The sequence below is a fragment of the Sphingomonas sp. CCH9-F2 genome, assembly GCF_001556735.1.
In the GTDB taxonomy this organism is placed as follows: Bacteria; Pseudomonadota; Alphaproteobacteria; order Sphingomonadales; family Sphingomonadaceae; genus Sphingomonas; species Sphingomonas ginsenosidimutans.
Genome location: NZ_LSJO01000714.1, coordinates 1 through 11,257 on the forward strand (window position 1 = coordinate 1; position 11,257 = coordinate 11,257).

General features: G+C 69.6%; 9 protein-coding genes and 1 pseudogene. All 10 read left to right on the forward strand.

Annotation, left to right across the window (positions count from 1 at the left end):
• The first annotated feature begins 168 nt into the window (after nucleotides 1-168).
• Entirely contained in the window at nucleotides 169-1,878 is a 1,710-nt protein-coding gene (locus tag AX685_RS20415; RefSeq protein ID WP_066492149.1) for a peptidoglycan D,D-transpeptidase FtsI family protein, read from the forward strand.
• On the forward strand, nucleotides 1,875-3,296 hold the full coding sequence (locus AX685_RS20420; RefSeq protein WP_066492151.1) for a UDP-N-acetylmuramoyl-L-alanyl-D-glutamate--2,6-diaminopimelate ligase: 1,422 nt from the start codon (nucleotides 1,875-1,877) through the stop codon (nucleotides 3,294-3,296). The genes AX685_RS20415 and AX685_RS20420 overlap by 4 nt, the downstream gene beginning before the upstream one ends.
• Nucleotides 3,293-4,666 (forward strand): UDP-N-acetylmuramoyl-tripeptide--D-alanyl-D-alanine ligase, encoded by a 1,374-nt coding sequence (locus tag AX685_RS20425; protein WP_066492153.1) that lies wholly within the window; start codon nucleotides 3,293-3,295, stop codon nucleotides 4,664-4,666. Before AX685_RS20420 ends, AX685_RS20425 begins: the two co-directional genes overlap by 4 nt.
• The gene (gene mraY, locus AX685_RS20430) at nucleotides 4,667-5,737 is read left to right on the forward strand and encodes a phospho-N-acetylmuramoyl-pentapeptide-transferase (protein ID WP_066492154.1); all 1,071 of its coding nucleotides are present in this window, start codon (nucleotides 4,667-4,669) and stop codon (nucleotides 5,735-5,737) included.
• Nucleotides 5,734-7,035 (forward strand): UDP-N-acetylmuramoyl-L-alanine--D-glutamate ligase, encoded by a 1,302-nt coding sequence (gene murD / locus AX685_RS20435; RefSeq protein WP_066492155.1) that lies wholly within the window; start codon nucleotides 5,734-5,736, stop codon nucleotides 7,033-7,035. The genes mraY and murD overlap by 4 nt, the downstream gene beginning before the upstream one ends.
• Nucleotides 7,032-8,258, forward strand: coding sequence for an FtsW/RodA/SpoVE family cell cycle protein (locus tag AX685_RS20440; protein WP_066492157.1), 1,227 nt, complete (start codon nucleotides 7,032-7,034; stop codon nucleotides 8,256-8,258). The genes murD and AX685_RS20440 overlap by 4 nt, the downstream gene beginning before the upstream one ends.
• Nucleotides 8,255-9,400 carry an undecaprenyldiphospho-muramoylpentapeptide beta-N-acetylglucosaminyltransferase gene (gene murG / locus AX685_RS20445; RefSeq protein ID WP_066492158.1) on the forward strand — a complete coding sequence of 382 codons (1,146 nt, stop codon included), beginning with the start codon at nucleotides 8,255-8,257 and terminating at the stop codon, nucleotides 9,398-9,400. Before AX685_RS20440 ends, murG begins: the two co-directional genes overlap by 4 nt.
• Nucleotides 9,397-10,830: a UDP-N-acetylmuramate--L-alanine ligase gene (gene murC / locus AX685_RS20450; protein WP_066492159.1), complete on the forward strand. Its 1,434-nt coding sequence runs from the start codon at nucleotides 9,397-9,399 to the stop codon at nucleotides 10,828-10,830. The genes murG and murC overlap by 4 nt, the downstream gene beginning before the upstream one ends.
• Nucleotides 10,830-11,030 carry a hypothetical protein gene (locus tag AX685_RS20455; protein ID WP_066492161.1) on the forward strand — a complete coding sequence of 67 codons (201 nt, stop codon included), beginning with the start codon at nucleotides 10,830-10,832 and terminating at the stop codon, nucleotides 11,028-11,030. The genes murC and AX685_RS20455 overlap by 1 nt, the downstream gene beginning before the upstream one ends.
• A pseudogene (locus tag AX685_RS20460) lies at nucleotides 11,024-11,257 on the forward strand (UDP-N-acetylmuramate dehydrogenase); the annotation flags it as partial. The gene AX685_RS20455 and the pseudogene AX685_RS20460, both read left to right, overlap by 7 nt.

The following is an 11,257-nucleotide window of genomic DNA, read 5'->3' on the forward strand; positions in this document are numbered from 1 at the left end:
CGCCTTCATCGCGTGCGCCGGCTGCGTCGCCCCGGCGGTGGCGACCGCCGCGGCGACGCAGCCGGCGCACGCGATGAAGGCGGTGGCGATGCTCGACAAGTCGCTGCTGAGCGATTCGACGATCGGCGATCTGCTGAGCGGCGCCCGTACGGAGCGGAGCCGCCTGCGTTGACCGCGCTGGTGGCCCGGCCGATCCGTCACGCCCGCACCGGGGAACAGCGCCAGCAGGTGCTGGCGACCCAGCATCTACGCCTGATGGTGCTGATGCTGCTGTTCGCGGGCGCGATCCTGATCGTGGTCGGGCGGCTGGCGATCCTGGGCGTCATGGAAGGCGGCGATCGCGGCGCGGCGGCAGCGGCGATGGCGCCGCGCGGCGATATCGTCGATCGCAACGGCGCCCCGCTGGCGCGCACGATCGACGCCTGGACGATCGGGGTCCACCCCAAGAAGCTGATCGGCGACCCGGCCGATATCGCGCAGAAGCTGGCCGACCTGATGCCGGACAAGGGCGACCAGTCGTGGTTCTACGCGCAGATCACGCGGCCCGTTTCTTTCACCTATCTGAACCGCCGCGCCAGCCCCGCGCTGGTCGAGGCGGTGAACGCGATCGGCGAGCCGGGGATCGTGTTCGAGCGCGAGACGCAGCGTCTGTATCCGCAAAGCACGCTGGCGGCCCATGCGCTGGGCTTCATCAGCGGCGGGCGCGGGATGAGCGGGATCGAGCGCGCGCTGGACGAGCGGCTAACCAACCCCTCGCTGTCGGGCACGCCGGTCGCACTGTCGATCGACAGCCGGGTGCAGGCGGCGATGGAAAGCGAGCTGGGCCGCGCGGTCGGGGCCTATCAGGCGAAGGGCGGGGCGGGGATCGTCCTTGACGTCAATACCGGCGAGATCGTGTCGATGGTGTCGATGCCGCTGTTCAACCCCAATCGCGTCGGGATGGCCGGGACCGAGGAACTGCGCAACAACACCATCCAGTCGGTGTACGAACTGGGCAGCGCGTTCAAGCCGATCACCATGGCGATCGCGATCGATTCGGGGATCGTCACCAGCATGTCGCGCCGGTTCGACGCGACCCAGCCGCTGCAGGTCGGCCGGTTCAAGATCAAGGACGACCACGCGCAGAACCGCTGGCTGAACATCCCCGAAACGCTGGTCCATTCCAGCAACATCGCCACCGCGCGCATCGCGGACGAGATCGGCGCCGCGCGGATGCAGCAGATGTTCCGCAAGCTGGGGTTCGACACCAAGCCCGACATCGAACTGCGCGAGAAGGGCCGCCCGCTGTGGCCGACCTATTGGGCGCGCACCACGACGATGACCACCGCCTACGGCCACGGCATCGCGGTGACGCCGCTGCACCTGGCCAGCGCCTATGCCGCGCTGGTCAACGGCGGCATCTGGCGGCCGGCGACGCTGCTGAAGGTGCAGCCGGGCCATGCGGTGCAGGGCCGGCGGGTCATCAAGCCGGAAACCAGCTATCGCATCCGCCAGCTGCTGCGGCTGATCGTGGAGGACGGCACGGGGCGCAAGGCGGAGGCGCCGGGCTACCGCGTCGGCGGCAAGACCGGCACCGCGGAGGTGCCGCGCGCCGGCGGCTATGCCAAGAACGCGAACGTGTCGACGTTCGCGGCAGCTTTCCCGATGGACGCACCGCGCTATGTTGTCATCGCGATGCTCGATTCCCCCAAGCGCGTGGCGGAAAACTCCTTCCAGACCACTGCCGCCTATACCGCGGCGCCCGTCGTCAGCCGGGTCATCAGCCGTACCGGCGCGATGCTGGGCGTGATCCCTGACGACCGGCGCGACATCGACGTGTCCGAACTGTCCGGGCTGCTGTGGCATGCGCCGGGCGAGAATATGGCGGATCCGGAATGAAGCTGGCGCAACTGGTGCCCGGCGGGGGCGACGACGGGGCGACCGTCACGGGCTTCGCGATCGACCATCGCAAGGTCGCGCCGGGCACGATATTCGGCGCGTTCGAGGGCGCGCGCGTCAACGGCGAGGATTTCATCCCCGCCGCGATCGAGGCGGGCGCGATCGCGGTCGTCGCGCGGCCGGAGGCGCGGGTCGACGGTGCGCTGCACATCGCCGATGCCAATCCGCGCGAATGCTTCGCCCGGCTGGCGGCGCGCTTCTTCGCGCCGTTCCCTGAAACTGCGGTCGCCGTCACCGGCACCAACGGCAAGACCTCCAGCGTGGAGATGACGCGGCAATTGTGGCGGCTGGCGGGGCACCATGCCGCGTCGATCGGGACGCTGGGCGTCACCACCGCCGACGATCGGGTCACCACCGGGCTGACCACGCCCGACGTCGTCACCTTCCTGTCGAACGTCGCCGGGCTGGCGCGCGAGGGGGTGACGCATGTCGCGTTCGAGGCATCGAGCCACGGGCTGAGCCAGTATCGAACCGAGGGGCTGCCGGTGCGCGCGGCGGCGTTCACCAACCTGAGCCGCGATCACCTGGACTATCATGGCGACATGGCGGCCTATTTCACCGCCAAGCTGCGCCTGTTCGCGCAGGTGCTGTCGGATGACGGCGCGGCGGTGGTGTGGGCCGACGATCCGCAGTCGGAACGGGTGATCGACATCGCGCGCGAACGCGGCAACCGCGTGTTCACCGTGGGGGAACATGGCGACGACCTGCGGCTGATCACGCGCGAGCCGACGCTGCTGGGACAGGGGTTGACGATCCGCGCCGACGGGGCGGACCATCGCGTCACGCTGCCGCTGATCGGCGCCTATCAGGCGGCCAATGCGCTGATCGCGGCCGGGCTGGTGATCGCGACCGGCGGGGATACGGCCGCGACGATCGCGGCGCTGGCGCGGTTGCAGCCGGTGCGCGGGCGGCTGGAACGCGCGGCGATCAGCGCGCATGGTGCGCCCGTCTATGTCGATTACGCGCATACCCCCGATGCGCTGGAGGCCGCGTGCGCCGCGCTGCGCCCGCATGTCGCGGGTCGGTTGATCCTGGTGTTCGGGGCCGGCGGCGACCGCGACACCGGCAAGCGCGCGCCGATGGGCGCTGCCGCCGCGAGCCATGCCGATGTCGTGATCGTGACCGACGACAATCCGCGTTCCGAGGATCCGGCGGCGATCCGCGCGATGGTGCTGGAAGGCGCGCCCGATGCGCGCGAGATCGGTGACCGCCGCAGCGCGATCGCGGCGGCAGTGGGGGAGGCGCAGGCGGGAGATATCGTCCTGATCGCCGGCAAGGGGCATGAACAAGGCCAGATCGTCGGCGACCTGGTGCTGCCGTTCGACGATGTCGCTGTCGCGCGCGAGGTCGCGGCATGACCTTGTGGACCGCCGCCGCGATCGCCGCGGCCACCGGCGGCACCGCGTCGCAGGATTTCGCGGTCACCGGCGTCGCGTTCGATTCGCGCGAGGTCGGGCCGGACGACCTGTTCGTCGCGCTGACCGGCGAGACGACCGACGGGCACCGCTTCCTGGACCAAGCGTTCGCGCAAGGCGCGGCAGGGGCGATCGTGTCGCAGGACACGACCCATCCGCATGTGCGCGTCGCCGACACGTTCGCCGCGCTGGAGGATCTGGCGCGGGCCGCGCGGGCGCGGGTGGCGGGCCGGGTGATCGGCGTCACCGGATCGGTCGGCAAGACATCGACCAAGGAAGCGTTGTTCGCCGCGCTGGACCGATCGCCCGCGAAACGCGCGCATCGTTCGGTCAAAAGCTATAACAACCATACCGGCGTGCCGCTCAGCCTGTCGCGGATGCCCGCTGACAGCGACTATGCGGTGCTGGAGATGGGGATGAACCACGCCGGCGAGCTGGCGCATCTGACCACGCTGGTCCGCCCGCATGTCGCGCTTATCACCGCGATCGCGCCGGCACATACCGAGTTCTTCCCCGACGAAGGCGCGATCGCGGATGCCAAGGGCGAGATTTTCCAGGGGCTGGAGCCGGGCGGGGTGGCGATCGTCCCGTTCGACAGCCCGCATCGCGACCGGCTGATCGCGGCGGCGCGGCCCTATGCCGCGCGGATCGTGACGTTCGGCATCAGGGAGGGGGCGGACGTCCACCCGATCGAGATGGCGGCGGCGCCGTCCGGCGGCACCTTCGTCACTGCGCGCGTCGGCACGCGCGAAGTGAGCGTGACGGTGGCGCAGCCGGGCGCACACTGGGTATCCAATGCGCTGGCGGTGCTGGCGGTGGCCGATGCGGTCGACGCCGACCTGGCGCTCGCGGGTCTGGCGCTGGCGGAGCTGGGTGGCTTGCCCGGCCGCGGCGCGCAGATCGCGATCACGCCCGCGGGCGGCGGCGCCGCGACGCTGATCGACGAAAGCTATAACGCTAATCCGGCATCGATGCGCGCGACGCTGGCGGTGCTGGCGCAGATGCCCGGCCGGCATGTCGCAATCCTGGGCGAGATGCGCGAGCTGGGCGAGGCGAGCCCGGCCTATCATGCCGATCTGGCGGTGCCGGTGATCGACGCGCGCGTCGAAACGGCCGTGCTGGTCGGCGAAGCGATGCGCGATCTTGCACGGGCGCTTGAGGGGCGGATCGAATTCGTCCATGTGCCCGACGCCGCCGCGGCACTGGACAAGGCCCGGGCCGTGATCCGGCCCGGCGACGCGGTACTCGTCAAGGGTTCCAATGGGGTAGGGCTGGCGCGGCTGGTGGCCGGACTGGCGGGCGGGAAGACATAAGTGCTGTATTGGATCGCTGAACAACTCGGGTTCCCGGGCGCGTTGAACCTCATCCGCTACCTGTCGTTCCGGGCGGGGGCGTCGGTGGCGACGGCGCTGTTCATCGGCCTCATCATCGGGCCGCGCTTCATCGGCTGGCTGCGCGTGCGGCAGGGCAAGGGGCAGCCGATCCGCGCCGACGGGCCGCAGACCCATCTGGCCAAGCGCGGCACCCCGACGATGGGCGGGTTGATGATCCTGACCAGCCTGTCGCTGTCGATCCTGATCTGGATGGACCTGCGCAACCCGTTCGTCTGGGCGTGCATGTTCGTGACCCTGGGGTTCGGCGCGATCGGTTTCCTCGACGATTACGACAAGGTGCGCAAGGCGAGCACCGCTGGCGTTTCCGGCAAGGTGCGGCTGCTGCTGGAATTCGCGATCGCGGGCGTCGCGGCGTGGATCATCATGCAGGAAAACGGGTCGGGCGTGTTCTTCCCGTTCACCAACCGCTATTTCATCGACCTGGGCTATTTCTACCCGCTGTTTGCCGCGTTCACGATCGTGGCGTTCGGCAATGCCGTGAACCTGACCGACGGGCTGGACGGGCTGGCGACGATGCCGGTCATCATCGCCAGCGTCGCGTTCATGGTGATCGTGTATCTGGCGGGCAACGTGAAGTTCGCCGATTACCTGGGCATCCCGCACGTGCCCCGCGCTGGCGACCTCACCATCTTCTGCGGCGCGGTGATCGGCGCGGGCCTTGCCTTCCTGTGGTACAATGCGCCCCCGGCGGCGGTGTTCATGGGTGACACCGGGTCGCTGGCGCTGGGCGGCGCGCTGGGCACGATCGCGGTCGTCGCGCACCATGAAATCGTGCTGGGGATCATCGGAGGGCTGTTCGTCGTCGAGGCGATGAGCGTCATCATCCAGGTGTTCTGGTACAAGCGCACCGGCAAGCGCATTTTCCGCATGGCGCCGATCCACCACCATTTCGAGCAATTGGGGTGGAGCGAGCCGACCGTGGTGATCCGCTTCTGGATCATCAGCCTGGTGCTGGCGCTGGCCGGGTTGTCGACGCTGAAGCTGCGATGATCGTCGCGCGCGCCTTCGCCGGGAAACATTATGCGGTGCTGGGGCTGGCACGCTCCGGCGCCGCGGCCGTTCGGGCGCTGCTGGCGGGCGGCGCGCGCGTGACCGCGTGGGACAATGACGTGGTCAAGTGCGAGGTGCTGCTGGACGAGGTGGGGCGCGAGGCGCTGGCGATCACCGATCTGGAGGTGATCGACCTTGGCGACGTCGATGCGCTGGTCGTCTCCCCCGGCGTGCCGCTCAACCGCCATCCGCTGGCGGCGAAGGCGCGGGCGGCGGGCGTGCCGATCATCGGTGATATCGAATTGTTCGCGGAAGGACGCGCCGACTTGCCCGCGCACAAGGTTGTCGGGATCACCGGCACCAACGGCAAGTCGACGACCACCGCGCTGGTCCACCATATCCTCGACACCGCCGGCATCCCCGCGCGGATGGGCGGCAACATCGGCCTGCCGATCCTGGCGCAGGAGCCGCTGCCGGAGGGCGGTGTCTATGTGCTGGAACTGTCGAGCTACCAGATCGACCTGACGCAGACGCTCGACTGCGACGTGGCGGTCCTGCTGAACGTCACGCCCGACCATCTCGACCGTTATGACGGGTTCGAAGGCTATGCCGCCAGCAAGGCCCGGTTGTTCGCGATGCAGTCGCCCGCGCATCTGGCGGTGGTCGATTACGAAGCGGAGGCAGAACTTGGGGTGCTGGACGGTGCGCCGGCCGGGCTGAACGTGCGCTTCATCGACGGCGTGCCGCTGCCCGGCGAGCAGGCGCGCTGGCCGTCGTTGCAGGGGCCGCACAACGAGCAGAATGCCAAGGCCGCCGTCGCGGTGGCCGAGGCGCTGAATGTCCCCGCCGACGCAATCGAGCGCGCGCTAGAAAGCTTCACCGGCCTGCCACACCGCATGGAGCGGATCGCGACGCTGAACGGCGTGGCGTGGATCAACGACAGCAAGGCGACCAACCCGGAAAGCGCCGCGCCCGCGCTGGCGGCCTTCCCGCGCATCCACTGGATCGTTGGCGGCAAGGCGAAGGGGGCCGACCTGGACGCGTGCGCGCCCTATTTCGACCATGTCGTTCGCGCCTATACGATCGGCGATTCCGGCGCGCGCTTCACCGCGGTGCTGCGCGGGCACATGCCGGTCGCGGAGGTGGAAACGCTGGACCGCGCGGTGAAGCTGGCCGCGCAGGAGGCGGAACGCGGCGATGTCGTGTTGCTGTCGCCAGCGGCGGCCTCGTTCGACCAGTTCACCGATTTCGAGCATCGCGGGCAGGTGTTTCGCGCGCTGGTGGAGCAGATGGCATGACCGAGGGCAAGCTGGCGGGCGGCGCGATCGATCGCGGACGACTGAAGGGCCGCGGCGGGCGCGGCGATCCCTCCCCGCTGGGGACGTGGTTCTGGGACATCGACCGCGTGCTGCTGCTGCTGGCGCTGTTCCTGATCGCGATCGGCCTGCTGGCGGTCGCGGCCGGCTCCCCCGCCAGCGCGATGCGCTATTCGGGCGAGCATCTGAAGTTCGAGCCGCTGCACTATTTCTGGCGCCAGACGATCTGGGTGGCGGTGTCGTTGCCGGTGCTGTTCGGCGTGTCGATGCTGCCGGTGCAGCTGGCGCGGCGGATGGCGTTGCTGGGCGCGGCGGTGTGTATCGCCTGCCTGGTGCTGATGCCGTTCATCGGCATGACCGTGAACGGCGCGAAGCGCTGGATCGGCTTCGGCTTCGCGCAATTCCAGCCGTCCGAGTTCCTGAAGCCGTTCTTCGTGGTGACGGTGGCGTGGCTGCTGTCGCTCAAGTCGCGTGACCAGGAATTGCCGGTGACGATCATCACCGCCGGACTGACCGGGGTGATCGCGCTGCTGCTGATGCTGCAGCCCGATTTCGGGCAGACGGTGATCTTCTGCCTGATCTGGCTGGCGCTGGTGACGATCGCGGGGACGCCGACGAAGACGATCATGGGGTTTGTCGCGCTGGTGCCCGCGGGGCTGGTCGCGGCCTATCTGTTCTACGGCACCGCGCGGTCGCGGATCGACGCCTTCCTGTTCCCCGGTGTCGAGGGGGAGGGCGCGGCCGACCATTTCCAGACCAACGCCGCGCACGCCACGCTGACCGCGGGCGGCTGGTTCGGGACCGGGCCGGGCGGCGGCACGGTGAAGTTCGGCCTGCCGGAGGCGCACACCGACTATATCTATTCGGTGATCGGCGAGGAATTCGGCCTGCTGGCGTGCATGATCGTCGCGCTGGTGTTCCTGGCGCTGGTGGTACGCGTGTTCGTCAAGCTGCTGGACGAACAGGATCCGTTCAAGCTGCTGGCGGCATCGGGGCTGGCGGTGCAGTTCGGTGCGCAGGCTTTGGTGTCGATGGCGGTCAACACCGGGCTGGCCCCGTCGAAGGGGATGACGCTGCCGTTCATCAGCTATGGCGGATCGTCGATGGTCGCGCTGTCGATCGGGATGGGGTTGCTACTGGCGTTCACCCGGCGCAACCCGTTCCTGATGCGCAGTCCCTATATCACCCGCTGGAACGCCGAATGACCCGTTCGCGCCATTTCGTCCTCGCCGCCGGGGGAACCGGCGGCCATATGGTCCCCGCCGCCGCGCTGGCGGAGGAGCTGATGCGCCGCGGCCACCGTGTCGCGCTGGTCAGCGACGCGCGCGGGGTGCGCTTCCCCGGTCTGTTCGAGGGCGTGCAGACGCACGTCATCCCCGCCGGTCGCTTCACCGGCGGGCCGGTCGGCTGGGCCAGGGCGGCGCGCGAGATGTGGCAGGGCCGCGCGATGGCGGCGGAACTGTATCGCACGTTCAAGCCGGCGGCGGTGGTCGGCTTCGGCGGCTATCCGGCGTTTCCGGCGCTATCGGCGGCGTTCGCGGGCGGAATCCGCACCGCCGTGCACGAACAGAATGCCGTGCTGGGGCGCGTCAACCGGCTGGTCGCGGGCAAGGTGGACGCGATCGCCACCAGCTATCAGGAGACCGAGCGCGTCAAGCCACGGCTTCGCGACAAGGTGCACCTGATCGGCAATCCGGTGCGCGATAGCGTGCTGGCGCTGCGCGCCAAGCCCTATCCGCTGCTGGACGAGGAAGGCATTTTCCGCGTGCTGGTGACCGGCGGCAGCCAGGGCGCGTCGATCCTGAGCGAGGTGGTGCCCGATGGTCTGGCGATGCTGCCGGTGGCGTTCCGCCGCCGCCTGCAGGTGACGCATCAGGCGCGGATCGAGGATATCGATGCGGTGCGGGAGAAATATGCCAGCCTGGATATCGCGGCCGATCTGGCGACCTACCTGCCCGACCTGCCGGAGCATCTCGGCTGGGCGCATCTGGTGATCGCGCGCGCGGGCGCCTCCACCATCGCGGAGCTGACCGCGGCGGGGCGCCCGGCGATCCTGGTGCCGCTGCCCAGCGCGACCGACGATCACCAGACCGCCAATGCACGCGAGATCACGCGCGCGGGCGGCGCGCGCACGATCCCGCAGTCCGCCTTCACGCCATCGGAACTCGCCAAGCAGATGCAGAAATTGGGCCTCGACCCCGAAGCGCTCCAGAACGCCGCCGCCCGCGCCCGCGCTTGCGGCACGCCGGAGGCTGCCAGCGACCTGGCCGATCTGGTCGAAAGCCTGGATGCGCCGCGCATCGCGTTACCGGTCGGTTCGGGCAAGCCGCGCGAGGTGTTCGCATGAAGGGGGTGGGCACCGACATCGGCACGATCCACTTCGTCGGGATCGGCGGGATCGGCATGTCCGGCATCGCCGAGGTGATGCACAACCTGGGCTACAAGGTGCAGGGATCGGACGTCGCGGAGGGCTACGTGGTCGAGGGGCTGCGCAGCCGCGGCATCCCGGTGACGATCGGGCATGACGCCGCCAATGTCGATGGCGTCGCGGTGGTGGTCACCTCCACCGCGGTCAAGCGCGGCAACCCGGAAGTCGAGGCCGCGCTGAAGAACCGTATCCCCGTGGTGCGACGCGCGGAGATGCTGGCCGAGCTGATGCGCCTCAAATCCACCGTCGCGGTGGCAGGGACGCACGGCAAGACGACCACTACGTCGATGGTCGCGGCGCTGCTGGACGCGGGCGGGGTCGATCCGACGGTCATCAACGGCGGGATCATCAACAGCTACGGCAGCAACGCGCGGCTGGGCGCCAGCGACTGGATGGTGGTGGAAGCCGACGAGAGCGACGGCAGCTTCCTGCGGCTGGACGGGACGATCGCGGTCGTCACCAACATCGATCCCGAACATCTCGACCATTACGGCGATTTCGATGCGGCCAAGCGCGCCTATGTCGAATTCGTCGAGAACGTGCCCTTCTATGGCGCGGCGCTGCTGTGCCTGGACCATCCGGAGGTGCAGGCGCTGATCCCGCGCGTGCGCGACCGGCGGATCGTCACCTATGGCTTTGCCGCGTCGGCGGACGTGCGCGGGGTCAATGTCACCCCCTATCCGGGCGGCAACCGGTTCGAGGCGCTGATCCGCCATCGCGACGGCAGCGTCCGGTCGATCGAGGGGATCGACCTGCCGATGCCCGGGCGCCACAACGTCCAGAACGCGCTGGCCGCGATCGGCGTCGCGCTGGAACTGGGGATCAGCGACGCGACCATCCAGAAGGGGTTCGAGCGCTTCTCCGGCGTCAAGCGGCGCTTCACCAAGGTGGGCGAGGTGCCGTTCGCGGACGGCGGCGTCGCGACGGTGATCGACGATTACGGGCACCATCCGGTGGAGATTCGCGCGGTGCTGGCGGCGGCGCGGGAGAGTGCGCAGGCCGTCAAGGAAGGGGGCAGGGTGATCGCGGTGGTGCAGCCGCACCGTTATTCGCGGCTCGGCAATCTGATGGAGGATTTCCGCGGCGCGTTCAACGACGCCGACCTGGTCTATGTCGCGCCGGTCTATGCCGCGGGCGAGGCGCCGGTGGCGGGCGTCGATGCCGAGGCGCTGGTCGCGGGCCTGCGCGATCGCGGGCATCGCCATGCCGAGGCGATCGCGGATGCCGAGGCGCTGGCCGACGCGCTGGCGGGTGAGGTGCGCAGCGGCGACCAGGTGATCTGCCTGGGCGCGGGCGACATCACCAAATGGGCTGCCGGGCTGGCCGCCGCGATCGAGGCGCGCCGGTGATGCCCGGCTGGTTCGACGCAGTGTCGCAATGGCAGCAGCAGATGATCGACGCGCAGCGCCGGATGCTGGACGCGGGCCAGCACGCCAAGGATGCGGGCGCTGCGATGCTCGACGCGCAGGAAGCGACCAGGCGCGCCGCCGAGGCGAATCTGGCCGCGTGGCAGGCGTGGACTCGCCTGTGGGGCGCCGGGCCGTGGTGACGGCCGCGACGCTGCCGGCGGTGCGGGGCCGCCTGACCGCGCACGCGCCGCTGGCGCCGCTGGTGTGGTTCAAGTCGGGCGGGGCGGCGCAATGGCTGTTCGAGCCGGCCGACGCCGATGACCTGTCGGCGTTCCTTCGCGATCTGGACCCGGCGGTGCCGGTGATGGCGCTGGGGCTGGGATCGAACCTGATCGTGCGCGACGGCGGGGTGCCGGGCGTGGTGGTG

What these genes read in the sequence shown, in the direction of transcription:
- AX685_RS20420 (WP_066492151.1), top strand. Translation starts at nt 1,875, where the DNA reads ATGAAGCTGGCGCAACTGGTGCCCGGCGGGGGCGACGACGGGGCGACC.
- AX685_RS20425 (WP_066492153.1), top strand. Translation starts at nt 3,293, where the DNA reads ATGACCTTGTGGACCGCCGCCGCGATCGCCGCGGCCACCGGCGGCACC.
- murD (WP_066492155.1), top strand. Translation starts at nt 5,734, where the DNA reads ATGATCGTCGCGCGCGCCTTCGCCGGGAAACATTATGCGGTGCTGGGG.
- AX685_RS20440 (WP_066492157.1), top strand. Translation starts at nt 7,032, where the DNA reads ATGACCGAGGGCAAGCTGGCGGGCGGCGCGATCGATCGCGGACGACTG.
- murG (WP_066492158.1), top strand. Translation starts at nt 8,255, where the DNA reads ATGACCCGTTCGCGCCATTTCGTCCTCGCCGCCGGGGGAACCGGCGGC.
- murC (WP_066492159.1), top strand. Translation starts at nt 9,397, where the DNA reads ATGAAGGGGGTGGGCACCGACATCGGCACGATCCACTTCGTCGGGATC.
- AX685_RS20455 (WP_066492161.1), top strand. Translation starts at nt 10,830, where the DNA reads ATGCCCGGCTGGTTCGACGCAGTGTCGCAATGGCAGCAGCAGATGATC.